Origin of the sequence: Streptomyces sp. NPDC005878, assembly GCF_040629815.1 — a bacterium.
Classification (GTDB): domain Bacteria; phylum Actinomycetota; class Actinomycetes; order Streptomycetales; family Streptomycetaceae; genus Streptomyces.
Window position 1 is genome coordinate 1 of the sequence record NZ_JBEXWK010000043.1, and the last position, 22,030, is coordinate 22,030.

Annotated in this window: 24 protein-coding genes; 3 read left to right on the plus strand and 21 right to left on the minus strand. The window is 70.3% G+C overall.

Annotation, left to right across the window (positions count from 1 at the left end; all coding sequences use genetic code 11):
• Positions 1–65: 65 nt before the first annotated feature.
• The 9 genes from ABZ404_RS36790 to ABZ404_RS36830 form a co-directional block, all read right to left on the minus strand.
• Entirely contained in the window at positions 66–905 is an 840-nt protein-coding gene (locus ABZ404_RS36790; RefSeq protein ID WP_358991374.1) for a hypothetical protein, read from the minus strand.
• Positions 902–1,237 (minus strand): hypothetical protein, encoded by a 336-nt coding sequence (locus ABZ404_RS36795; RefSeq protein WP_358991377.1) that lies wholly within the window; start codon positions 1,235–1,237, stop codon positions 902–904. The genes ABZ404_RS36790 and ABZ404_RS36795 overlap by 4 nt, the downstream gene beginning before the upstream one ends.
• A gap of 94 nt (positions 1,238–1,331) precedes the next feature.
• Positions 1,332–1,736: a hypothetical protein gene (locus tag ABZ404_RS36800; RefSeq protein WP_358991380.1), complete on the minus strand. Its 405-nt coding sequence runs from the start codon at positions 1,734–1,736 to the stop codon at positions 1,332–1,334.
• 3 nt (positions 1,737–1,739) lie between these two features.
• Entirely contained in the window at positions 1,740–2,801 is a 1,062-nt protein-coding gene (locus ABZ404_RS36805; protein ID WP_358991382.1) for a major capsid protein, read from the minus strand.
• A 13-nt stretch (positions 2,802–2,814) separates the two neighbouring features.
• Positions 2,815–3,549, minus strand: a complete 735-nt coding sequence (locus tag ABZ404_RS36810; RefSeq protein WP_358837841.1) for a hypothetical protein — start codon at positions 3,547–3,549, stop codon at positions 2,815–2,817.
• 111 nt (positions 3,550–3,660) lie between these two features.
• Positions 3,661–4,479: a hypothetical protein gene (locus ABZ404_RS36815; RefSeq protein WP_358991385.1), complete on the minus strand. Its 819-nt coding sequence runs from the start codon at positions 4,477–4,479 to the stop codon at positions 3,661–3,663.
• A gap of 62 nt (positions 4,480–4,541) precedes the next feature.
• The gene (locus tag ABZ404_RS36820) at positions 4,542–6,473 is read right to left on the minus strand and encodes a hypothetical protein (protein ID WP_358837753.1); all 1,932 of its coding nucleotides are present in this window, start codon (positions 6,471–6,473) and stop codon (positions 4,542–4,544) included.
• 59 nt (positions 6,474–6,532) lie between these two features.
• The gene (locus ABZ404_RS36825; protein WP_358991388.1) at positions 6,533–9,253 is read right to left on the minus strand and encodes an LAGLIDADG family homing endonuclease; all 2,721 of its coding nucleotides are present in this window, start codon (positions 9,251–9,253) and stop codon (positions 6,533–6,535) included.
• On the minus strand, positions 9,231–9,797 hold the full coding sequence (locus tag ABZ404_RS36830) for a hypothetical protein (RefSeq protein ID WP_358991391.1): 567 nt from the start codon (positions 9,795–9,797) through the stop codon (positions 9,231–9,233). The genes ABZ404_RS36825 and ABZ404_RS36830 overlap by 23 nt, the downstream gene beginning before the upstream one ends.
• Positions 9,798–9,892: 95 nt before the next feature.
• Here ABZ404_RS36830 and ABZ404_RS36835 point away from each other — a divergent pair, with 95 nt between their 5' ends.
• A complete protein-coding gene (locus tag ABZ404_RS36835; RefSeq protein ID WP_358991394.1) occupies positions 9,893–10,357 on the plus strand; it encodes a hypothetical protein in 465 nt (154 codons plus the stop codon).
• Between the two features lie 265 nt (positions 10,358–10,622).
• On the opposite strand, the gene ABZ404_RS36840 is transcribed toward ABZ404_RS36835, so the two are convergent.
• The 12 genes from ABZ404_RS36840 to ABZ404_RS36895 form a co-directional block, all read right to left on the minus strand.
• On the minus strand, positions 10,623–12,965 hold the full coding sequence (locus ABZ404_RS36840) for a hypothetical protein (RefSeq protein ID WP_358837458.1): 2,343 nt from the start codon (positions 12,963–12,965) through the stop codon (positions 10,623–10,625).
• A 48-nt stretch (positions 12,966–13,013) separates the two neighbouring features.
• Positions 13,014–13,394, minus strand: a complete 381-nt coding sequence (locus tag ABZ404_RS36845; protein ID WP_358837459.1) for a hypothetical protein — start codon at positions 13,392–13,394, stop codon at positions 13,014–13,016.
• Between the two features lie 13 nt (positions 13,395–13,407).
• Positions 13,408–15,213 (minus strand): hypothetical protein, encoded by a 1,806-nt coding sequence (locus ABZ404_RS36850; RefSeq protein ID WP_358991397.1) that lies wholly within the window; start codon positions 15,211–15,213, stop codon positions 13,408–13,410.
• A 140-nt stretch (positions 15,214–15,353) separates the two neighbouring features.
• Complete coding sequence (locus tag ABZ404_RS36855) at positions 15,354–15,959, minus strand: hypothetical protein (RefSeq protein ID WP_358837885.1); 606 nt, start codon at positions 15,957–15,959, stop codon at positions 15,354–15,356.
• 1 nt (position 15,960) lies between these two features.
• On the minus strand, positions 15,961–16,452 hold the full coding sequence (locus ABZ404_RS36860; protein WP_358991400.1) for a hypothetical protein: 492 nt from the start codon (positions 16,450–16,452) through the stop codon (positions 15,961–15,963).
• Complete coding sequence (locus tag ABZ404_RS36865) at positions 16,452–17,873, minus strand: DUF2637 domain-containing protein (RefSeq protein WP_358991576.1); 1,422 nt, start codon at positions 17,871–17,873, stop codon at positions 16,452–16,454. Before ABZ404_RS36865 ends, ABZ404_RS36860 begins: the two co-directional genes overlap by 1 nt.
• Before the next feature lie 233 nt (positions 17,874–18,106).
• Positions 18,107–18,322, minus strand: coding sequence for a hypothetical protein (locus ABZ404_RS36870; protein WP_358991403.1), 216 nt, complete (start codon positions 18,320–18,322; stop codon positions 18,107–18,109).
• A complete protein-coding gene (locus ABZ404_RS36875; protein ID WP_358991406.1) occupies positions 18,319–18,687 on the minus strand; it encodes a hypothetical protein in 369 nt (122 codons plus the stop codon). Before ABZ404_RS36875 ends, ABZ404_RS36870 begins: the two co-directional genes overlap by 4 nt.
• Positions 18,688–18,758: 71 nt before the next feature.
• Complete coding sequence (locus ABZ404_RS36880) at positions 18,759–19,076, minus strand: hypothetical protein (protein WP_358991409.1); 318 nt, start codon at positions 19,074–19,076, stop codon at positions 18,759–18,761.
• Positions 19,077–19,127: 51 nt separating this feature from the next.
• Positions 19,128–19,550, minus strand: a complete 423-nt coding sequence (locus tag ABZ404_RS36885) for a hypothetical protein (protein ID WP_358991412.1) — start codon at positions 19,548–19,550, stop codon at positions 19,128–19,130.
• On the minus strand, positions 19,547–20,107 hold the full coding sequence (locus tag ABZ404_RS36890; protein WP_358837483.1) for a hypothetical protein: 561 nt from the start codon (positions 20,105–20,107) through the stop codon (positions 19,547–19,549). The genes ABZ404_RS36885 and ABZ404_RS36890 overlap by 4 nt, the downstream gene beginning before the upstream one ends.
• A complete protein-coding gene (locus tag ABZ404_RS36895) occupies positions 20,107–20,415 on the minus strand; it encodes a hypothetical protein (RefSeq protein ID WP_358837484.1) in 309 nt (102 codons plus the stop codon). Before ABZ404_RS36895 ends, ABZ404_RS36890 begins: the two co-directional genes overlap by 1 nt.
• A gap of 253 nt (positions 20,416–20,668) precedes the next feature.
• Here ABZ404_RS36895 and ABZ404_RS36900 point away from each other — a divergent pair, with 253 nt between their 5' ends.
• Together ABZ404_RS36900 and ABZ404_RS36905 are read left to right on the plus strand one after the other, a co-directional pair.
• Positions 20,669–21,415, plus strand: a complete 747-nt coding sequence (locus ABZ404_RS36900; protein ID WP_358991415.1) for a GntR family transcriptional regulator — start codon at positions 20,669–20,671, stop codon at positions 21,413–21,415.
• A 255-nt stretch (positions 21,416–21,670) separates the two neighbouring features.
• Positions 21,671–21,925 (plus strand): hypothetical protein, encoded by a 255-nt coding sequence (locus tag ABZ404_RS36905; RefSeq protein WP_358837486.1) that lies wholly within the window; start codon positions 21,671–21,673, stop codon positions 21,923–21,925.
• Positions 21,926–22,030 lie beyond the last annotated feature (105 nt).

The following is a 22,030-nucleotide window of genomic DNA, read 5'->3' on the forward strand; positions in this document are numbered from 1 at the left end:
GGCGCCAGGGCTTCCCTTGAGGCGGATGTCGACGGAGCGGTCACCGGACCGCAGGATCACGCGCACTACAGCCCGCCGTCCACGAGTCGGCCGGTGAGGTCGGGCCGGGGGATGAACTGCCTGATGCAGCCGGGGTGCGCGATCGGGTAGATCTCGCACTCCTCGACCGCGCGGATGCTGCCGTGCGCCAGGTCGCCGTCGGGGTGGCTGACCCAGCCGCACTCGGGGCCGTCCACGACTTCCATCCACTGAGCGCCCAGCTCGTAGCGGGCCACGTTGATGGCGCCGCGGTTCGCGGTGGAGACGATCTGGGCGGCGGTCGCGGCGCGCGCCCATCCCTGTACAGGGTGGCGGGCCTGGTTGGCGTAGACGACGGTGTCGAGCGGGTGGGCGGCCAGGAGGTCGGCGGCCCGCACTCCCTGGGGGGTGCGGGCCTGGTCGCGGGCCGCGCGGGCGAAGGCCTGCGCGCGGCGCACGGCCTCGTTCATGCGGCCGACGAGGTCGGCGTAGTACTGGGCGGACAGGCCGGTGATGGCCATCTGGTGGGGGCTGGTCCAGGTGAACATGGCGGGGGGCCGGTTGATGGAGCGCAGGGCGCGCAGCGCGCCGTCGCGGTAGGCGGCCGGGAGGTCGGTCGCGGCCCACCGTTCGGCGAACACCCGGGCCTCGCGGTCGAAGTCGCCCACGGCCCGGTTGAAGTCATTGAGGGCCAGGCGCAGCGCTGCGAGGGAGCCGACGTTGTCCCGGGAGGCCCGCAGCCGCTCCAGACGTCGCAGCAGGACGTCCTGGGCGGCGGTGAGGCGATGCCATGCCGCGGTCAGACGTCCGGCGGCGGCGACGATCAGGGCCAGGATCTCTGTGCGGTGCTCCAGGCCCGCTTGGGGGGTACGGACGGGGGTGGTCATCGGCGGGGCCGTTCCTTCAGGAAGAGCACCCCGAGGCCGGAAGCGTCGTCGTCGCAGCCCGGTGCGTCGTCGTCGGGCGCGGGCGGCATGCCGTTCTCCAGGGCGGCGATCTGCCGTTCCAGGGCGCGGATGTTCTCGGTGTAGCCGACCGCGATAACCGAGGACACGTTCAGGGTGGCGGGCTGGCTGATCAGCTCGGCCTTGCGTTCGTAGAGGATCTCGATGGCGACGGCACGCGCGGAGCCCAGACGCAGGTAGCGGGTGTCGAGGTCGGCGAGGTCGGTGCTGGTGCCGAGCTGGGCGAGCAGCCAGGCGCGCACGGCGGCGTCCATGGGCTCCTCCGATCGCGGGTGGAAGGGTGGAAGGGGGGGTGGGCGGGTGCGGGCCCGGCCCGGCGCCCCCACCGGGGCCGGGCCCGCACACCGCTTACTGGCCGCCGTTGCCCTCCCCAGCGGCCTTCCGGCCCCGGGCCGGTCCGGTGGCCGCCTTCTTCGCGGCCGGCTTCGGCTCCGCCGCCCCGTCGGAGGAGGCGGGGTCAGCGGGATCGTCCGGGTCGCCATCCCCGCCAGAGGCGGCGGCCGGGTCGTCGTCCGCTCCCGGGCCGCCCCCGTCCTGCGGATTTGGGTCGCTGCCCCCCTGCGGATCCGTCGACGGATCCTTCGGCGGGGTCTGGGTCTTCAGGCGGGGGAGCTTCCCGTCGACCCACGCGGCCTGGTTCGTCACCAGTGCGGCCAGATGCGGCGGCGGGCAGGTGCCTTCCGCCAGCGTCACCGTCTGGTGGGTTTCGGGGTCCTGGACGTAGACCGTTGCTGCGAGCTGCGGGGAGGCCATGGCTCACCACACCGTCGCGGCGATGTGGATGTCGGGGGTGTACATGACCGGCAGTGCAGCTGCCGCCCCCTTGGTCCACACCTGCACCGGGTCGTCCTGGTAGCCGGACGTGACGATGATGCCCGGCGCTTCCTCGCGGTCGATGGAGGGGTTGCTGCCGCTGGAGAGGACCAGTGATTCGGCGGTGAGGCCGTACTGGGTCTCCGCCCACTGGCTGCGGTTCGGCGGGATCAGGAAGAACATGTTCTCCGGGAGCGCCCGCACGTCGGTGCCGTCGTCCAGGGGGATCTTCACGTCGTACGTGGTGATCGGCGGGAGGCCGTAGCGGCCCCGCACGACGTTGACCTGGTCCTGGTTGAGGACGGCGGTGGGCGTCGCGGACGGGCTGACGCTGCCGTAGTACGCCGCCCGGTAGGAGGCGTTGCCCATGGCGAGCGCCATCGTCTTGTACGAGGTGAGCGCCATGTCCGGGGAGGGCGCTCCCGAGGAGCGGAGCACCTCCAGCCAGCGCATCTCGTCGGCGAGCATGTCGGCGGCCGGGTCGGTCCACGCGGTCGGCGCGGTCGGCTTGTTCGCCGACGGCACCTTGTAGTCCGCCTCCAGGACGAGGTTGTTCTCCCCGGCGAGGGTGAACTTGCCGTCGGTGAGGAGGTCGCCGGCGGCGAGCTCCATGCGGTGCTTGATGGACAGCACGTGCGCGGCGGCGTCTTCGTAGATGGAGTCGATGAGCTGGGTGGCGTCCATGCCGTGGGAGACGTTCTCCAGGATCGTCTCCAGCTCGCCGATGATGTACTTCTGTCCCAGGGGCAGGAGCTTGCCCTCGGTCACCATCTGCGTGAACTCGCGCTTGGCGACGCGGGTCTGGGCGTCCCACGCGCGGTAGGTTGCCGCGGCGACCCGGCGCCTCGAGCTCCGGGACTGCCACTTCACGGAGTTGACGGTGCGCTCGGCGATGACCGACTGGGTGAGCAGGTAGTCCGCCGGGGTCTGGATCGCCCGCACGAACGCATTGATCTCGGTGGCGTTGATGTCCCTCAGGAGGACTTCGAGCATGTCGTTAGCCATGACCTGGTCCTCCTCAGACCTTGTAGACGAACTGGGTGTTGGAGCCGGCCGGGACGTCGGCCGGGTCGAATGCGACGGGCAGCTTGGAGACGTCGATCTGGCCGTGGACCATCAGCGGCGCCGCGCACTTCGTCGAGCCCGGGTAGAAGGACACCTCGGTGAACAGGAACCCGGCGAACTTCTGGGTGCCGTCGGATGCGGTGGCGGTGCCGCCCGCCGTGCTGGTGGCCATGGTGACGCCGGGGGTGGTGCCGCCGGTGAGGGAGGCGGTGGCGGTGACGCTGGCGACGTTGTCGCCGAGGTACTGGCCGCCGAAGGTGAGGGTGTAGGGGCCGCCCGCGTTGCCGGTGACGACGATGTCGCCCGGGGTGACGTTGGACAGCGCCTCCAGGGCCGCCTGCACGGCCGCGGCCGTGGCGTTGTAGGCGATGGCCGCGGTGGTCTGCCCGGAGAACGTCAGGGTGAACGTGCCACCCGTCGGCGCGCCGGTGATCGTGGCGGTCTGGACCTCGTTGGTGACGGCCGCGTACGGCTCGTACAGGCCCGTGGCCGTGTTCTTCCCGAGCGGGATGCCCGACTTCAGCTTCCGCTCCGGCTGGTACTTGCTGGCCTCCGTCCAGTGGAGGGTCTCGTCGAACGCCGTGAGGTCGAGGGTGACCGTCTGATTGGCCTCGATACCGAGCATGCTCATGAGCCACTGGCGGCCAATGCCCAGTGTCTCGGTGGTGGTGTACGGCTGGATATCCACGCCGACTCTCCCCTTTTTCGCTGATGCGGATTGCGAGAGGCACCTGCGTGGTGCCGTCCACGGGGGGTGAGGGCGTGGTCCCTGCGGGTCGTACTGGTCTGGCTGGTCTGGTCAGGCGCTGGTGCGCAGTCCCATCGCCTCGGCCCGCTTGCGCGCGGCCTCCGCGACGGCGTCCTTGGAGCCGGGCTGGTTGCGCGGCGGGGGCCCGCCGGCCGGGCCGCCCGACGGGGCGGGGGGAAGTGTCGACGGGCTGGTGCCGCCGAACAGTTCTGCGCGCCGCTTCTTGAGGGCCTCAGCCGCCTGGGTGATCGCGGCGTCGTCGGCGTCGTCGGCGACCCGCAGGAGCGCGGTCGCGTCGTCGAGGTCGTCGCCGGTGGCGCCCAGGCCGACGAGGGCGGCACGGATGCGGGACTCGCGGTCCCGGCGGGCGGCGGCGGCCTCGCGTTCCTGCGCCTGGCGCTCGCGGTCGGCGATCTGCTGCTCGCGGGCGGCGAGTTCCTCGGTGCGGCGCTGCTCCTCGGAGAGCTGCGCCTGGCGGGCCGTCTCCGCATCCTTGATCATCTTGGCGAAGGTCTCGGCGGAGGTCGTCTCGGGGTCGAAGGTCAGGCCCGCTGCCTCGGCGAGTTCCCGCAGGGCGGCGGTGCGGCCCTTCCCGTTCTCCCTCGTCATGATCTTCGAGAAGCGGGCCTGCGTCATCGCGACGCCGGTCTCGTGGTCGATGAGGGGCTCAGGAGCCCCGGGAGCGGGAGCCGGTGCCGGGGGGCCGGGAACCGGGCCGGGAGCATGAGCGGGCGGCGCGGCCGGGGCGGGAGGCTGGGGGGCGCCTCCGCCGTCGTTGTAGAAGACGGCCACGGCGGCGAGTCCCGTGTACGGGTGCGTCCAGGCCGTGGTGTCGGCGGGGGCGGGGCGGTACAGCGCGGGGCGGCGCATGAGGGACAGTCCTCCCGTAAGTCCAGGCCCCGCGCCTGAGATCAAGGTAAGCACGGATCCGGTCATCCGTTGCCCCCGCTCCCCTGCCCGCCTCCGGGGCCGGTGTTGGGGCCGGGGTTCGGGGGCTGGGGGTCGGTGTTCTGGCCGGGCACGGGCGGGAGCTGGACGACCGGCGGCGCGGGGTCGGGGTTGAGGTCCAGGCCGAGGAAGTCACCGACCGCGCCGCTGTCGCCGGTGGCGTCCGCGAGGGCGCGGGCCGCTTCGAACTCGCGGGACTGGATCTGGTCGATCTCCTGCTGCGCGTCCTCAATGGGCCAGCCCGCGTCCATCAGCATCCGTACCGCCGTCTCCAGCGACACGACGTGCGCCGTGTAGGCGGTGGTGACCTGGGTGAGGACAGCATTCTTGTCGGTGGGCGTGTAGGGGCCCCGCATCAGTTCGGCGGGCTGCACGCTCAGGCCCGCCCAGTCGGGATGCTGCCCCGCGATGAACAGGCGCTGCACGAACTTCAGCAGCAGGTCGTCCTTGTGGGCGCGGGCCAGGCGCATCGCGCCGACCATCGAATCCAGCGGCCCCAGCGACAGCTCCAGCGCATACCCCGAGGGCACTTTGGAAGGGTCCATGGTGCCCAGCGACACCGCAGGCAGGCGGGCGACGTTGGCGGCCTGGTCGGCGAGGTCGGCGCGGTGGTTGCGGAGCTCGGCGAGCTGGGCGGCAGTGTTCAGGACGTCCATGCGCCCGTTCTCCCCCAGCTCGATCATCATGCCGGGCGCCATCTGCATGGTGCCGCGGTCCTTGCCGGCGGGGCGTCCGGAGATGCTGATGATGGGCTGGCCGGTCGTCGCCGACGCCCGCGAGGAATCGGTGTCGGTGCCCGCGAGCTCGTCGAACACCTGCAACGGCTTGGCCAGGGAGGACTGGCCCCAGTGCTCCCCGGCCTGCGGCACGGTGTTCGGCAGGTGCAGCACCGGCACAAAGTCGATCATCAAATCGAGGTGGTCGAGGACCTCCCCGGCCGGGGACGTAGCGAAGCGCGCCCTGTCCATGGGCAGGGAATCGACGTCAACGCCCGCCTTCAGGTCCCCGAGCTCCCACGTCGCGTCGGTGAGGTAGCAGGTGACGTAGGACGGCTCGTCGTTCCACGGGTACAGGCGGCTGATGCGGCCCTGCGCGTCGCTCTGGTCGCCGCGGCTCAGCACCGGGGCAGGCACGCCCTCCACGTCCCCCTCGGGGGAGGCGAGGACGGGGGCGCGGACTTCCCGGCCGTGCCGGTCGACGCCGGAGGCGGTCAGCGGCTGGATGGGGCCCAGCTCGTAGGTGATGCGCCGTACGCGTTCCTTCAGGCCGCGCCGCGGGTCCTCTTCGAGGTTCCACGCCAGGTGCACCCGGTCGGGGAAGTCGACGCCGTCGGCGTCCTCCCCCAGCACGGGGAAGTAGAAGCCGGGGTCGAACACGCTCAGCCGCGGGCGCCGCTTGCCTGCGTCCCAGTACGACACGATGACCGCGTCGCCCAGGCTGACAGCCTTGCGCTCGGCCTGGAGCAGCCGCATCGACAGCAGTTCGTGCTTGGCCCACTCCCGCAGGAGCTCCTGGACCCGCTCCGCGACCGCCCGCCCGCCGCCTTCCTGCGCGTCCTGCTCGGCGCCGGGCACGCTGATGTGCTGCTCCCGGCCCAGCACGTGGGAGACGAGCGTGTCGATGAACATCGACGGATCACCGAACTCACGCCGCTCACGCGCGGAGGCGCCGTCGCGGATCTCTGCGAGTTCCCCGGCCTGGTTGTTGTCGTAGGCGGCGAGCACCTTGTACGCGGCCAGGCGCCGCTCCTCCGACGCCGGCACCCACGAGGCGCGGGCTTCTGGGAAGGCGCGGCGGTTGGGGATGCCGAGGTTCGGATCGGAGAAGATCGGCTTGTAGTTGAGCCACGACCAGGTATCGATGGCGATCTGCTTGAGGCCCAACGGGATCCCTCCCACACCCAGGCCCCGCGCCATGTGATCAGCGTACGGGCAAGGGGGGCCGGGTGTTCCCTGGCATCCGGCGGGGGTCAAACTCATCGCCGTCCAGCGAGCCGCCTGTCGCCGTACTGGCTGGTGCCGACGGGGACGGCGGCGGGGTCGGCGAGTTCGGTCAGGGCGTGCACGAGGGCGTCCATGCGGTCCGGGGAGTCCATGCCGGGCATCCACGTGACCAACTGGCCCTCCAGGCGCGGGAACTCCCCGACGTGGTGGACCAGGCCCTGGGCGTAGAGCTGGGCAATGGGCTCGGCGCGCAGGCGTTTGCCCTGCTGGGCGTGGACGGGGATGATCGCGGGCCTGAGCATGCCCTTCGTCTCGCCGTCGCGTTCGAGCTGCTGCCAGGCCTGGATGATGATCTGCTCGGCCATGTCGCCGCCGAAGTTGTCCTCGATGATCACGGCGTCGGCTTGGAGTTCGATCACGAGGCGGCAGGCCTTCAGGCCCCAGGTGTCGGCGCCCAGGTTCTCCGACTTGTCCGCGAGGACGTAGTACTCCCCCGCACTGGTGCGGCCCGCGCCGACGATGCCGACGTCGTCGTGGCCGTCACCGGCGCCGCCGGCGTGGTCGACGGCCACGACGATGCGGGACAGGTCGACGCCCTTGAACGCGACCGGGCTGATCCGGTTGTCGGTGATCCACGGCCACTGCCACACGCCGCCTTCGAGGGGGCGGGGCTTCTGCTGGTACAGGCTCCACCAGACGCGCTCGCCGACCGCGGTGCGCCGCTTGGTCAGGGTCCGGCGGTTGTAGCGCTGGGGCCAGAGGGCAGAGCCGAGGGGGCGGCCGAGCGGGTCGTCTTCGGAGTCGCAGATGGCGGGCAGGTCCAGGCGGATCCAGTCGTCGGCGTCTTGCCCTTCGAGGATCTTCCCGGCGAGGTCCTGTTCGTGCCAGCGGGTGTTGTGGACGACGAAGCCCTCAGCGACGAAGTTCTCGGTTCCTGCTACGGCCAGGTCGTACACCGGGACTGTGGGCCCTGGATCGACAGCCCGGATCCGCTCGTACCGGATCTGCTGCGCGTTGGGATGGTTGCCGCCGCGTAGCAGACCACGGCCTTCTGCCAAGTCGGGGCCGAAGGAGAGGCCTATCGAGCAGAGGATGGTTTCGACCGGCGTGGGGCTATGGGGTGGCTGGTACGTACGGGGCCTGTCGACGTACACGGTAGTTGGGCGGATTCCGCACGTCAGAGCAAGGTAGCGTACCTCTTCGAGGAGCGTCTGACTGACGGACCCGATGCGCCAGACCGGCCCGCTTTCTCGGACCTTCCCGGTGCACTGGAGCGATCCGTCCGCTTCGGCGTAGCCCTTCAGGTAGGCGCGTCGGAGGGCTGGTGACCATCCCCAGACGCAGTCGGGGATCTGCTTGCTGCGAGCTCCTTTGCCGTAACCCATCTGGTGGAGAAGCCGGCCGCCTGCCGCCCAGTCGGTTCGCCAGTAGCCCCCGCTCGTCTCGTAGACCCGGCTCGTGGACCAGGCTTCCAGTGCCTCGCGAGCGCGGGTGTCGGTGTCCGCCTTGTGCTCCTTCTTGCTGCGTGTCCGCGCGATGCACACCGCGTACGAATACGGCTGCCCCTGCTGATTCACGCGCTTATGTCGGGTCACCCAGCCGTCCCCGGTCATGTACCCCAGGAGCCATGCGCGTTGTTCGTCGACTTCGGTGCCGTCGGGCAGCACGTCAGCCGACACATAGTCGTCGGGCATGGACTTCGCGGTGATGACAATGTCACCCACTTTGAGATCGCGGGCGCGGACCCAGTGGAGGTCGCTGGTGTCTGGTCGGATCTCGCTGCCGCGACGGAGCACAGCGAAGGGGTGCCTGGGGTTCACCTGAAGTGCCAGGCGATCCGTTTTGACCGTCAGGGTCTCGTCATGGCCGCTGAGCCGCTGTCCGATTATCTTCGCGGTCGTCAGCGCCGTGTGGTCGGCGTTCAGCGACACAACGGTGTCGCCGGGCTTCATGTCGACGATGGGCACCCATCGCCCCTCCCCTGTGAGTACACGCATAGATGCCACTATGCATTGGATAACGAGGATCGATCCCTCGGGTTCGAGGCGGGTGTTGAGGACGGCTGTCCACCAGGACCACAGGCGCCGCCGGAGGGTGGGGGATTCGGCGTCGGCTGCGTCCTTGATGGGGTCGTCGACGATCGCGAGGTGGGCGCCTTTGCCGGTGAGCCCTCCTCCGACGCCTGCGGCGACCAGCCCGCCGCGTAGGCGCGCGCCGGTGGCGGGGTCGGCGAGGTCGAACCGTGCGGCGGCCTTGCTGCCCGCGTGGAGGGCGAGGCCGATTTGGGGGCCGTAGGTGTTGATGGCGTCGCGGATCCAGCGGGAGTGTTCCTCGGCGAGGTCCGCACCGTAGGAGGCGATCATGATGCGGTGGTCGGGGTGGCGGGCGAGGTACCACAGGGGCGCCCACCGGGCGGCTCGCTGGCTCTTGCCGTGCCGCGGGGGCATGGTGATGAGCGCTTTGATGGACTCGCCGCGCGCCATGCGCTGGAAGAGGCGGTCGATCAGGGCGAGGTGGGGGGCCTGCATCTCCAGGCCGTCGGTGAGGGTGACGGCCATGGACCCCGGGGAGCGCTCGAGCGCTATGGCGTACTCGACCTCAGCGAGGGCGGCACGCATTTCGGGGCTGGCGCGCCGGGCGATGCGGCGGCGTTCCACCCGGGGCATGCGGCGGTAGGTGGCGATGAGCCGTAGCGTCTCTTCCGCCTCGGAGACGACTGCGTGGTCGAGGTCAGGCCTCGTCGGCGTCGTCATTGTCGTCCTCGTCGACGTAGCGGAGATCGTCGTCTTGCTGGTCGTCTTCGGCTTCGCCGTCGCTGGGGTCACCGGCTCGGGAGATCAGCTCGTTGAGCTCGGCCAGCCCCACATGGTCCAGACGGACCGGTGCGCCGCCGGGACCGGACAGCTCGGCCTTGACGGGTGCGTCCAGCCCATTCAGCTTGGCCCGTCGGTCCATGAGCTTCAGGACCGTGTCCACCGCCTTCAGGTCGACCTCCTCGGAGATCTGGATGCCCTCCTTGTCGAACACGGGGCTCGGAGAGGTGGCTCGGTCCCAGACGGCATCCAGGAGGGCATCGAGGCGCTCGTTCTCCTGCTGCCGGAACAGGGACGCCTCCAGGCGTTGCTCGTCCAGGGCTTGTTCGAGGGCACGTTCCATGTCCTTGGAGGCGTGCTGGCTGGAGGAGTAGCCGAGTTCGAGGATGGCTGGGTCGTCGTAGCGCACGCCACGGCGGCGCAGCTGCACCAACTTGGTGCGGCGGGCGGCGACTGCGGCGGTCTCTGCCTTGGAGTGGGGCATGGCGGTGGGGCTCCCCCCATGTCGTGTCAGGCCCCGCGCCTATCTCGATGATCCCCCGGTTCGGGCGTTTGGCTTCCCCCGGGCCGGTGGCGGGTGTGATCCTGCCGGTCATGAAGCGCATGGGTGGGGTGGGGATGGCCGTGGCGGTGCTGCTGGCGGTGGTTGGTGTCGCGGGCTGCGGCGGGGACGGCAACGACGGGGGGAGCGGGAAGGCGGCGTCCCCGTCGGTGTCGGTGTCGGTGTCGGTGTCGGCTTCTGCGGGGCCGTCGGTGAGTGAGGCGCTGGATGCGTACATGGCGGCGGATGCGCCTGGCTGTACGACGGCGGACGAGTGCCAGGCGTTGGTGACGCAGAAGCTGGCGGCTGCTGAGGTGCTGCGTACGGCGATGCAGGCGAAGGATCCGGCCGTGTATGCGGAGCCGATCCGGTTGGTGAATCTGGCGGATGAGCGGGCGGATCACTACGGGCGCGACAACCTCGGCGCGAAAGGCAACACCTTCGCGGTGAGTCAGCCGTTGCAGCAGATGGTGGGCTGGTTCGGTGAGCATCCGGGGTTGTGACGCACGGAGGCCCCCGGGTCAGGGGGACCTGGGGGCCTCGGCTCGGAGGGGCTCGGAGCCGCTCCGGTGGGGGGTTACGGCCGGGCCGGGGAGGTGGGCGCGGGGACGTCCGGGGTCTCCCCGGCCTGACCGTGTAGGACAAGCGTGGCGCACGATCGCGGGTTTGTCTGAGGCGCTCTCCCCCGGTGCCCGACGGTCAGGGTGCGAGCTCCCCACGGCGCGTGTTCCTGCGGATGGGTGAGGCGTCTTGTCGGTCCGGTCGCTGTCAGTCGCTGTCAGGCCCGGGTCCCAGTCCGTATTCGCCCTTGCCCTTGCGGTGGATCTTCTTGGCTCGTACCAGGCGGCCGAGGGTGTTGGTCAGCGTGTTTTCGTTCAGGCCCGTCAGGTTCAGCAGGGCGGCTTTGCTGACGTACTGGACTTCGTACTCGTCGGGGTCGAGGTCGGCGCCGTTGAGGGCGTCCAGGTGCAGCGGGTCGGCGTGTTCGGTGAGGACCTTGATGACCGACTCGTCGGCGCTGGGCTCCTTCTTGGGCAGGTCGACGCCGCTGGTGTAGCGGGGGCCGTTGCTGTCGCCGTCGCCTTCGGTGCTGTCGCTCTTGGTTTCGAATCCGGGGATGGGGGTGTTGGCGATCTCTTCGAGGTAGCCGGGGCTCCAGTCGGGGAAGTCCTCGGGGATGGCGACCTTGTCGCGCTGGATGTGGTCGGTGGCGTCTTCGAGGGTCCAGATGCGTTGCATGCCGGGCCGCCCGCCGGGGGCGGCGAGGAAGCCGAGGCCGAAGGTCCGCAGCGGGTCGTTGTCGGGCATCTCGGGGTCGTAGATGAGGGAGTCCTCTCCGGTCGACCACACGGCGGGGATGTCGGCGGGGTCGATGCCCTTGAATCCGTCGGGCAGGTCGGCGAGGTTCATCTGGTCGCGGTCGCAGCGCAGGATCAGCCACGAGCCGCCGTAGATGAGGTTGGAGCGGATGGCCTGCTCGCCGCCGATCTGCTCCAGGTTGAGGACGTGGTTGACGATGCCGACGGGCATGCCGATGAACCGGCCCTGGGAGGTGAGCTCGCCGACGATGTGGACGGCTTCCTTGCGGTTCGCCACGCCTGGAGCGAGGAGCTTGTTCGCCTCGTCGAGGATGGTCGGCGCCAGGGGCCGCATGGCGGAGGGCTGGAAGTTCTTCAGCTCGTAGCGGGCGGCTTCTGCCTTGCGGTGCTGGGCGAGGGCGTAGGAGACGCGCAGGGTCCCGAGGGCGCCGTAGTCGCCGAGGCCGCTGTAGGCGGCCATCTTGGGGATGGCGGGGTTGGAGGCGGCCTTGGGGTCGGCGTAGAGGATGGCGGCCCCGTTGGCGTGGTAGCCCAGGCAGATGACCTGTACGGCGCCGCCCTTGCCGGAGCCGGTGGCGCCGATGACGACGAAGTGCAGGGCCCCGAGGGTCGGGTCGATGATCGGCAGCATGGCCGGGTGGCCGGGCATGGTGCGGCCGAGGGGGATGCGGCCGCCCTTGGACGCGGTCATGGCGTCGAGGCCGGGGAAGGGGAAGCCCTTCTCCAGGGGCGACTCCTTCATGATGCGGACCTTGGCCCGGCGGGGGTCGTTGGGGACTGGCTCGTACGACACGAGCAGGGGGGAAGTGCGCAGGGCCCCGGCGAGTTCCATCTGGCTCGGGGTCTTGAGGAGGTCGAGGTCGTCGTCGGCGACGACGTACGCGGCCTCTCCGCCGGTGTTGGGGTCGGGCTGGACCTGTTCCAGGTGCGTGTGGGGCATCAGGCCGCCCGGGCGGGCCGCGTACTTGGCCCAGGCGCCCGCGAGCGTGGTGGGGTCGAGTTCGGCGGGACGCTGGTAGTTCACGGTGATGTGGGCCTCACCGGCGTGCTCCCCGGGCCGGATGGTGATCCAGGCCGGGTTGGTCTTGTACAGCGAAGACACAGCGAGCTTCAGCGAGTGGTTGACGGGGACGCTGGTGCCGGCGGGCGCGAGGATCCTCCCCGTCCAGCGCACCAGCACGGTCGGGTCCGCGGCGCTGATGTAGACGTGGACGTCGGTGAGGACCTGGTGCTTGTGGGAGCCGGTGTCGTGGTGGGAGATGACCGTCCCCCACGCGCGGAGGATCTGCTCGGCAAGCGTGGCGGGCTGGCCGTTGTCGCCCGTGGCCTGCCCGGGGTGCTGGGACCGCTGTTTGCGGCGGGAGGAGCGGACACTGCGGAGCTTGAGCGGCACCAGGCCGACAGCCGCCCACCAGCCCAGGGAAAGGATCCCGGGGACGGAGGGCAGGGTGAGGACTCCGGCCATGAGGGCGTCGGCGCCGGAGGGCCCCTGGAGGACGCCCATGGCGAGGGCCATGCCGGCGGTGAGGGTGGAGATGCCCAGGGTGGTGCGGTGCGCGGTGATGATGTCCGAGGCGGGCATCTGGTCGAGGAGCGCGGGGGACAGCCGGTTCATGTAGTTCGCGGCCACGAACGCCGCGCCGACGCCGTACGCCATCGTGGTGGTGAACGCGGCCCCTCCGTCCAGGAGGGGGGCGGTGATCCCGGTGGCGATGGGCGCGAGGGTCTCGGCCGAGGCGACGAGGCGCTCGGTGGTCGCGGAGCGGTCCTTGCTCGCGGCGTTCGTGGACACGGGGGTGTTCTCCTGACGTGCGGAATGGACCGGGGACGGATGCGGGTGTCAGGCCTGAGCGAACCAGTCGGCGTCGACGTCGTAGATGCCGTCGACAGGTGAGCGGGAAAGGGCTTCGTCGATGCCGTCGTGGGAGGCGCGCGTCTGCTCGGCTGCGGCCTGGGCGGCCTTGGCGGTGTCGTGTCCGGCCGAGGCGTACGCGAGGATGCCCTCCGACAGCCCGGCGGTGATCTTCGCGAAGTCGCGGGTCTCCGCGACGGTGTCCCGGTCGACTTTCTTCGCGGCGATCTGCTCAGCGACGCGCAGGGTGTCCTGCGCGTCCTCGTCGATCTTCCGGGCCTCTCCCGCGATGCTCTCCGCGTTGCGGGACACCTTCCTCGCGAGGCTGTTGACGGCGGCCTGAAGGCCCTTGTTGGTCAGCTCTGCCATGGTGATCTCCGTTTCAGGCGGCGGTGTCGTATCCGCGGTCGCGGTAGAAGCTGAGCTCTGCCGGCCGTGTCTCGGGCGAGTCGACGACGGCCCTGAAGACCGGCTCGTAGCGGGTCCTCACATTGGTCAGGAGCGTCTTGCATGCCTCTGCGGCGCGCAGTGCCCGCCTGTGGACGTCTGCGGCCTTGTCGCCCTGCGCCTTGGCGTCGTCGGCCAGCCTGGCGAGCTTGCCGATCACGTTCTCCCCGGCTTGGGTCGTGTCGGACTTGGCCTGTTCCAGCAGCCGGTTGACTTCCTGGGCCTGCTCCTCGGCTTCGGCGGCCAGGCCCTTGGTGGCGTCGGCGACCCTGGCCATCACGTCCGTCTTCGCTTCGAGGCGGGCGACGAACGTGACGAAGTTGCGGACTTCGCCGCGTGAGACGACGGGGCGGTCCGCGCCGTCACCGAGCTGGATGTTCTTGGCGTCGATGCTCACGACCTCGATGGGTGTTGCGGTGTAGCCGCCTGCCATGTCCTGGTCCTCCTCGGGCGCTGCGTCGGGGCGCTTCGTCTTGGTGTAGTCGGCGTGCGCCTGGTCCAGGCGGGCCTTGTCCTGGGCGTTGACGGCTTTCTGGTCTCCCCAGCCGTCTTTGACGCCGTCCTTGTAGGCGGCCAGGTGGCCGACGATGCGGGCGGCGCGGACACCGTCGCGGTGGCCGGCCTCGCGGGACTCGCGGGTGTCGTAGGGCTTGCCGTCCGCTCCGGTCAGCGGCGTGTGCTGCTGCCCGCTGCCGGGGGCGCCGCCGGAACGGTCCTTGCCGCCCTTGCCGCCTTTGCTGTCCGGGCTCTCGGGGCTGGTGGCGCGGTCCTTGGTCAGGTCCACCCGGTCGCGGCCGCGACCGCCCCGAGAGCCGTCTCCGGGGCGGTGCTGTCCGTCCTTGCCCGCGGAGCCGTCCTTTCCGGCCTTGCCCGGCCCGCCCGCTTTCCCGGCCCCGCCAGTGCCTGCCGCTCCGCCCTTCGCGTCTTTGCTGCCGCTGCCGCCGCCGGGGCTGCCCGGGGACGGCTTGTCGCTGCCGGTGGGGCTCTTGGGCGGCTTCTGCGCCTTGCCCTGCCCGTCGTGACCGTTGCCGCCGCCGTGCCCGCCGCCGCCGTGGCGGCCGTTACCGCCTCCGCCTCCATGCCCGCGTCCGTTCCCGTGACCGCGCCCGCCGCCGTGGCCGCTGGCGCCTCCGGACGCGCCATGGCCACGGCCGCGGCCCGTGGCTCCCTGGGATCCGCTGTGTCGTTCGTGGCCCGCGCCGTTGGACTTCCTGGTGTCTTTCGTCGAACGGCCGTTGTCGCTCTTGCTGTTCAGGGCCTTACCGGCATTCGTGACGGAATTGGTTCCGGAGCTGGTGGCACCACCGACGATCTTTTCCGACCGGTTGACGGTGCGGGCTTCCTTCGTCTGAAAGGCCTGGGCACGTGCCTTTTGCACATCGAGGCGCTTGTTCCTGGTATCCGCGCCTTTCTTCCAGCGCTCCGCACCGGCCAGGAGCCATGCCTTCCAAATGCTCTGCATTTCGACACGCGGGCGGCTGGAGGAGCCCCCGGATGAGGAATGGTCGTCGTAGGTGTGGTAATCGGCACTGGTGCCGGGCGCCGTAATGGCAACGGGCTCGCCCTGGCCGGTGTCGGCGGGCGCGTTGGCGTCCGGGGTGAGGTCGAAGGTGGAGCGGGCGGGGTCGATGGGCTGGAGCAGCGATGCAAGGGCGCCCGTGATCCGGCCGCCCATGGCGGGCGCCCCATCGGGGGCCCCGGAGGGTTCAGGTACGGCGGCGGGAGCCGTGTCGCTCGCCATCACGTTCCTCACTGTCGGTAGCGATCGTGGGCTACCACCACTCACCGACCACCAGGGACGAGACCCGGAACCGGGCCCCATGGGTGGGGTGGTCCTGCGGTTTCGGCTGGTGGTGAGTGAGTGGTGGTGACTCGGTTCGGTTACGTAGCGTCGCTGCGGGTGCCCTTGCGGACGGCGAAGGCGACGCCCAGGCCGAGGGCGGTGACTCCGAGGAACACCGCCGGGCTGACGCTGGAGCCCCCGCCGTCGGCGGCCGTGGTGTTCCTGCTGGACGCAGCGGACTGCATGGTGTCCGTGCCGGCGCCGCCGTACTGGTTCTGACAGTCGGCGATGACGCTCCCCAGGGTCGCCCCGAGCTGCTTCCCGACCAGCCCCTTATTGTTTTCCACGCACGCGTCGATCTGCTGCTGGCGTTCTTTCCCGGCGGCGCTCTGCGTTTTCTGCGTGGTGAGCGTCGACTTGTTGAGTTCCTTCTGCATTTCCAGGGCGATCTGATCGCGCTGAAGCTGCAATGCAGCGGCTTTCGCCTGGTTCGCCGAGGCCTGCGCGTCGTAGTGCTGCCAGGTCAGGAGACCACCGGTGGCCAGAGCGGTCGCGCTGATAGCGAGGGCGACCCTTCCGCGTTTGGTGAGTCCCGCCTTATGGGGGGCGGCGTAGCCGTAGGGGCCCGGGGCGGCGGATTCCTCGGGTCCCGTCATCTGAAGTCGCTGGACCATCCGGTCGAACTCGTCGTCGTGGGCGGACATTTCACTCTCCGTTCTGTCGTGCCAGGTGCGCGGCCCTGATCAGGCGCTCTTCCACGCTGGCCAGGGTCTGGTCGGGCAGGTCGTTCCAGGCGGTGTAGTGCATGGTCACGCCGTGTTCGGCGAGCGCGAGGGCCAGGTAGTGCTCGGCGCGGGCGCGGGCGCGGGGGGTGACGTGGCCGGTCTTCTGGAGGAGGTTCATGGCGCCGCGCTGGCACATGCGGCCGGTGACGGTGACGTCGAGGGAGCGGCACCAGCCGTAGCGGCGCAGGACGGTGACGACCTGGAGGAGGTGCAGGGAGGGGGGCTGGGGGGCGGGGTGCTGCCACCAGTCGAGGTCGGCGAGGGCGTGCCGTACGGCGGCGGGCAGGAGCCGCTCCCCCCACGACGGCACGACGGGGGCGGCCGGGGCTGCGGGGCGTGCGGGCGAGCGGGGGGTGAGCGGCCGGGGCCGGGCGGGCGCGGACGGCGGAGTCCGGCGGGCGGTGGTGTCCATCAGGCGCTCGCTCCCCGCTGGTTCTGTCCGTCCCACATCTCCTGGGCGGTACGCAGCCGGTCCCACGCGGTGGTCTGGGACAGCCCGAAGTGCTCCTGGACCCAGGCCAGGGACACCGACTTCGGGTCCTCAGCTTCGGCAATGCGGGCGAGGACTTCTGTGATCTGGTCGAGGCGCTTCGACCGCTTGTCGCCGAGCGGCGCGGGAGACGAACCGGAAACGGAAACGGCGCGGCGGCCCGAGCCCGATGCGGTTCCGGAAGCCGGTGCCGAAGCGGCCGATCCCGAAGTGGGCGCGTCACCGCTTCGGTTTCGGGTGGCCCTGGCGAGCTGCTGGGCCTGCTCGCGGGCACGGTCCTGGCGGTCCTGCCGAGCCTGCGCCTCGCGGGCGGCCTGCTGGGCAGCGAGGGTTTCGGCTTCCATCCTGGCCGCTTCGGCAGCGTGCTGGAGGCGCTTCGCTTCGGCCTCGGCTTCGGCGTCTGCTTCTGCCCGGGCGATACGGGCGAGCTTCGCTTCCGTTTCGGCGTGCAGCACCCGAGCCGCTTCGGCTTCGGCACGCTGCTTCGCTTCCACTGTGAGCCGGGCTTCGGTTTCGGCTGCTTCCGCCCAGGCGAGTTCGGTTCGGCGTTTCGCTTCGGCTTGGGCTGCACGCAGCTCGGTCTGGTGCTTCGCTTCCGCTTCGGCAGCGGCTGCTGCTTCGGTTCGGGCCCGCACCGCGGCCCGCCGGGCTGCCGCGGCTTCCTCCTGCTGATCGGCCTCCTTCTGCGGAAGCGCAATCGCCTCGGCCACGGACAGCCCGTCCCGGGACAGGCTGAGCACGAGGAGCTCGTCGGCGCCGGCCTTGCGGCGCCAGCCGCGGCCGTACTTCTTGCGGAGCTGGGCGCGGTAGATGCGGCGCTCCTGCTCCAGCTTCAGGACCTGCTGGTAGGAGCGGATCTCCCACAGGCGCATGCGGCGCCAGATCCGGAAGGAGCCGAGGGGGGAGACGATCCACCGGGAGAGGCGGACGCCGTCGATGTTCTTGTCGGCGGTGATGTCGGCGATGCGGCCGATGGCGTGGCGGGCGGCTTCGACGGAGACGACGAACAGGATGGGGATGACGGCGTGCATGCCGACCCCGATGGGGTCGGGCCAGGCAGCGGCGGCGTTGAAGGCGATGGTGGCGGCAGTGAGGAGCCAGGCGGTCTGGCGGAGCAGGGGGTAGGGGATGCGGAGCCAGGTGAGGAGGAGGTCGAGGGCGAGGAGGACGCCGATGCCGCAGTCGACGCCGATGGTGAAGTAGCGGGCGAAGGATCCGAAGCCCTTCTGCGCGGCGAGTTCGGTGACGGCGTGGTAGGACCCGGCGAAGCCGAGCGCGGCGATGACCGCGGTCCCGGCGACCACGAGGGCGATGAGGATGTGGTGGAGGCGGGTGAGCTGTATCGGTTTCCGGTCGGGTGCCGGACTGGGCGTGGGGGTGGTGGCCCCGGCGGTGGGCAGGGGCGTCCCCTCCCCCGTGGCGGGGAGTTGAAGCGGCTGGGGGCCGGCCGGGGCGGTGGTCACGGGATCGGTGTCCTTCCGTTCAGCGAACCGGAGCGAAGAGGGCATGGAGGGTGAACGCGATCATTGCGGCGAGCCAGAGCAGGCTCAGCGTGATGAGGACGAAGACCATGACGTCACACCGCCTTCGGGGAGTAGCGGTAGGCGGGGTGCTGCGGGGCGCCGTCTGGCGGGAAGAGTGCGGCGAGGTAGAGCCGTAGGAGGGGTTCCGCGTCGTGGGCGGCCTGGATGTGCTCGGGGGTGGTGAGGTGCAGGACCTCGTAGGACTCGTAGTCGGCGGTTGTCCAGGTGCCGTTGGTGCCCTGGGGCAGGGCGGTGTCGGGGGCGCTCATCGGTCAGGGGTGGTGTCGGGGGCTGTGGGCGCGGCCGGGTCGGGCAGGCGGTGGAGGGGGTGGTCGAGGGCCATCGCGCCGTAGCGGGCCGGGTCCTCGGGGGTGCCGTGGGTGACCCGGATCGTGGTCGGGCAGTCCGGACACCGGTAGACGCGTGTGTGGAGGGACTGGTGCAGGGTGCCGAGCAGGTGGCTCAGGGGCATGACGGCGGCCAGGCCGACGAAGAACAGGGCGAGCCCGAAGATGATCGCGCCGTGCCCGAGGGCGTTCATGCGCAGGGTGAGGAACACGAGGGCGCCCAGGACGAGGGCGATTTGGATGGCGTCGGCGATGTGGGCGCTGATGGCCTCGGGGAGCTTGTTCATGGAGTCTCTCCGTCGGTGGAAGAGGTGGGGGTCCGGCCGTCGCGGGTCGGCCGGACCCCCGGGAGGGGTGGTCAGGGCTTGGTGTTGTCCCGCTCGGACAGGCCGAAGGCGGCGAATACGGCGGCCTCGGTGAGCTGGTAGATGCGGGTGACGTCGGCGCCGTACTTGCTGAAGCCGTGCCGGGGGCTGTTCGGCTGGTAGTGGGCGTAGGCGACGTGCATGGGGGTGTTGTCGCGGGTCGTGAACTTGTAGGTGTGGAAGGTGTCGGCGTGGCGACGCGCTGAACGGATCCGGTCCTTGGCCTGGGTGAGGCTGAGGTCGAGGTGATCGCGCTGATCGTTGAGGATCGTGTACTCGGTGACGCGGTGCTTGCGGGTCGTAGCGGCCATCGGGAGTTCCTCTCAGAGGGCGTGGCGCTGCTGGTACTCCGGTCGGGTGGGTCAGTCGGTGGTGGCCTCGTAGATCAGGCCGGACGCTTCGGCGACCAGGTCGCGCGGGGCGAACTCGTGGGTCGTGTAGGCGGCCTGGTCCCCGAGGGCCCTGATCGTGGCGAGGAGGGCGGGGTCGATACGGCGCAGGGCCGGGTTGGTGTCGGCGTCGGTGAGGCGCTGGATCAGGAGCGTGAGCAGGGTGAGGACGTCGGCGCCGTCGGAGCCCGCGAGGGCGGCGAGGAGCGTCTGGGTCCGGTCGGCGGTGAGGCGTTCGGTGGCGAGGAGACGGATCCCGTCGCGGATCAGGTCGATCCCGGGGTGGATGTACTCCAGGTCGTCCAGGGCGCCCGCGAGGTCGGGGCCGATCGGCGGCATGGCACTGCGGGGCGACGTCCGTACCGTGCTCGCGGCCTGTGAGGCGGGGCCGTTCACTGCTCCCCCGCCGAGTCGGTGCGGTCGAGCGTGATGTGTCCCTTGCCGACCCAGTCGGCGTTGTCCACGGCGGCCACGTCGGGCAGCGGCAGGTCGTCGTCGTCCTCCGGAGCGTGCGGGGCGTCCGGACCGTCCGAGGCGTCCAGGACCTTCGGGAGGAGATCGCGCAGGGCGCCGGGCTGGCCGGAGACTGCGGCCTCCATCACCTCACGGTCCCAGTTCCCGAGTTCGGTCTGCTCGGGCTCCGCGAACACCGCCTCGACAGCGGCCTCAAGGTCGGGGTCCGGGAAGGAGTACTCGTCGACGATGTGCGCGTACGGGCTGTCCGCCGGACCGTCACCGTCACCGTCGGCCGCGTCGGCCGCAAAGTCCCCCAGCGAGGTGAGGGCTTCCTGCACGGCCCGGGCGACGTTCTCGGGGATCTTCACCTCGCCGACAAAGTCCCCAGCGGCGTTGCGGAACGTGCACCGCACGGCCGTTTCCTGGTCGTCGTCCTGCGGGACCAGGCGAACGAGCGCACCGAACAGCGCGAGGGTCAGGCGGTCGGAGTTGTCCATCACGACACCGCCTTCAGGACACGGTCCGAACCGGTCCACACGGAACCGAGCGCCTGCTGGGTGCCGGTGTGGTCGGTGACGATGACCGCGAACTGGGCCCCGCGCCGCTTCAGGATCCGGCGGGCCTCGGACCGGTCGGTGATGACGGCGTCGACACGGAACTCCCCGTCGACGTTGCCGTAGATCAGGCCGGGGCGGCGGGGGCCGATCTGCTGGGCGATGACCTGGCGGAGGGCCTCGGACATGTCGGGGTCGGTGGCGAGCGGGGCGGGTGCGGTGTGTCCGGTGATGCGGCTACGCTGATTCACGCGGATCTCCTCCTGTATGCGCAGGTGGTACACGGTTCGCCGGGCTGCTTTGGCGGCCCCAAAGGGCCTGGGTGGTGACACACCCGGGCCCTTTGGCGTTTAAGGACCGCCGCCGTTCCCGACAACCACAATGTAGACCCCCATCGACCCTCAGCGCTAGTACTAGCGCGACATCTAGCGGTGGACTACGCTCGGTCATGCAGCACTGCGCACAACGAGGTGGGCAGCACTCGACAGAGAAAGGAGGCAGTCCATGCGCGAGACCCCTGGATATGCGGAGATCGCCGCGCTGTTTCGTCGGCAGATCCAGGACGGCACGCTCCGTCCCGGAGACGAGATGCCGAGCTACAAGAACGCCGCCGCACAGTTCGGCGTAGCGCACACGACCGTGAATCGCGCATACCGGGTTCTCAAGATGGAGGGCCTGGTCCTCACCAGGCCGGGCAGGAAGACGGTCGTCACCACGCCGGCCAGCACCGGCATCGGCACCCGTGTAGCGCTGCACGCCGCTACAGGCAGCGCTCTTGAAGGCGGCGAGACGTCACGGATCCTCGAAGTGGGAACCGTCGGCGCCGACGCCCTGGTCGCGCCGCGGCTCGAAGTTGAGCCCGGAACGCCGGTCCAGGTACGGCGTCGGGTCGTCAGCCGTGGCGACGTTCCGGTGCACCTGAGTAGCAGCTACTACCCGGCCTATGTGATTGCCGTGACTCCCGAACTCCAGGAACCGGTATCCACCGGCGCCTCCCGGGAACTGGCCGCATCGCGTCTGGGCGTGGCTCAGGAGCAGGTCCTGGAGGAGGTCACCAGTCGGCTCGCCACGGAAGCAGAGAAGGAAGCTCTGGGACTGACCGCTGACGTGGTCGTCGTTACTCAGATCGTCCGTACGGTGACGCTGGAAGATGGCCGCGTCGTCGAGGTCGCCGTGAAGGTGGCCGAAGGCTCGACCATCCTCCGTTGGACCACTTCCCTGCGCCCGCAGGAAGGAGATGGTGACGCCTGACCCTGGTGCGTCCCAGCAAGCCAGCCTGGACGCACGAACGGCCGAGGGGGCTACCACCCCGCCCGGCCGTCCTATGCACCACCGGTCTGCGAAACCGGCAGCACTCGACTAACCCACCCTTTCCTCAAGGAAGGCAGTCGCCATGACTGTACTTGTTGGCGATGCTCCCGCGCGCGTGCGGGAGGCGTCCGCCTGGAACCGGGGCCATAGATGAGGGCCCCCGACCCCCGCACCAAGGAGCGCATCCCGCCTGTCGTGACGTTCGCAACGGGGGCCCAGCTCCTCGTCAGGCTCGGTCTGGCAAAGAACATGACCCGTGAGGGCGTCCGACGTCTCTCCGTCCACCAGGACTGGCCCTTCGGCCCGGACCGGCCCTACCCGTACTGGGACCTGGCGAACGCGGACGTGATGGAGACCGAGCCCTTCCTGGCGTTCTTCCGGAAGCACCCTGTCGTCGGACGTGGTCCGGACAAGGCGCCTGAAGGGCGCAACGGGAAGAAGCGGGCGTGAGCGTCCTGCCTCGTACAGGCACGTACGGAACTGGCTTACAACGCACGAACGGTCGGCCCGGGGATCGCAGCTCCCGCAGACCGACCGTTCAAGCACAACAGCGGA

Bases quoted from the DNA above. Each gene is read 5' to 3' on its own strand.
- ABZ404_RS36790 (WP_358991374.1), bottom strand. From the start codon at position 905: ATGACCACCCCCGTCCGTACCCCCCAAGCGGGCCTGGAGCACCGCACA.
- ABZ404_RS36795 (WP_358991377.1), bottom strand. From the start codon at position 1,237: ATGGACGCCGCCGTGCGCGCCTGGCTGCTCGCCCAGCTCGGCACCAGC.
- ABZ404_RS36800 (WP_358991380.1), bottom strand. From the start codon at position 1,736: ATGGCCTCCCCGCAGCTCGCAGCAACGGTCTACGTCCAGGACCCCGAA.
- ABZ404_RS36805 (WP_358991382.1), bottom strand. From the start codon at position 2,801: ATGGCTAACGACATGCTCGAAGTCCTCCTGAGGGACATCAACGCCACC.
- ABZ404_RS36815 (WP_358991385.1), bottom strand. From the start codon at position 4,479: ATGCGCCGCCCCGCGCTGTACCGCCCCGCCCCCGCCGACACCACGGCC.
- ABZ404_RS36820 (WP_358837753.1), bottom strand. From the start codon at position 6,473: ATGGCGCGGGGCCTGGGTGTGGGAGGGATCCCGTTGGGCCTCAAGCAG.
- ABZ404_RS36825 (WP_358991388.1), bottom strand. From the start codon at position 9,253: ATGACGACGCCGACGAGGCCTGACCTCGACCACGCAGTCGTCTCCGAG.
- ABZ404_RS36830 (WP_358991391.1), bottom strand. From the start codon at position 9,797: ATGCCCCACTCCAAGGCAGAGACCGCCGCAGTCGCCGCCCGCCGCACC.
- ABZ404_RS36845 (WP_358837459.1), bottom strand. From the start codon at position 13,394: ATGGCAGAGCTGACCAACAAGGGCCTTCAGGCCGCCGTCAACAGCCTC.
- ABZ404_RS36850 (WP_358991397.1), bottom strand. From the start codon at position 15,213: ATGGCGAGCGACACGGCTCCCGCCGCCGTACCTGAACCCTCCGGGGCC.
- ABZ404_RS36855 (WP_358837885.1), bottom strand. From the start codon at position 15,959: ATGTCCGCCCACGACGACGAGTTCGACCGGATGGTCCAGCGACTTCAG.
- ABZ404_RS36860 (WP_358991400.1), bottom strand. From the start codon at position 16,452: ATGGACACCACCGCCCGCCGGACTCCGCCGTCCGCGCCCGCCCGGCCC.
- ABZ404_RS36870 (WP_358991403.1), bottom strand. From the start codon at position 18,322: ATGAGCGCCCCCGACACCGCCCTGCCCCAGGGCACCAACGGCACCTGG.
- ABZ404_RS36875 (WP_358991406.1), bottom strand. From the start codon at position 18,687: ATGAACAAGCTCCCCGAGGCCATCAGCGCCCACATCGCCGACGCCATC.
- ABZ404_RS36880 (WP_358991409.1), bottom strand. From the start codon at position 19,076: ATGGCCGCTACGACCCGCAAGCACCGCGTCACCGAGTACACGATCCTC.
- ABZ404_RS36890 (WP_358837483.1), bottom strand. From the start codon at position 20,107: ATGGACAACTCCGACCGCCTGACCCTCGCGCTGTTCGGTGCGCTCGTT.
- ABZ404_RS36900 (WP_358991415.1), top strand. From the start codon at position 20,669: ATGCGCGAGACCCCTGGATATGCGGAGATCGCCGCGCTGTTTCGTCGG.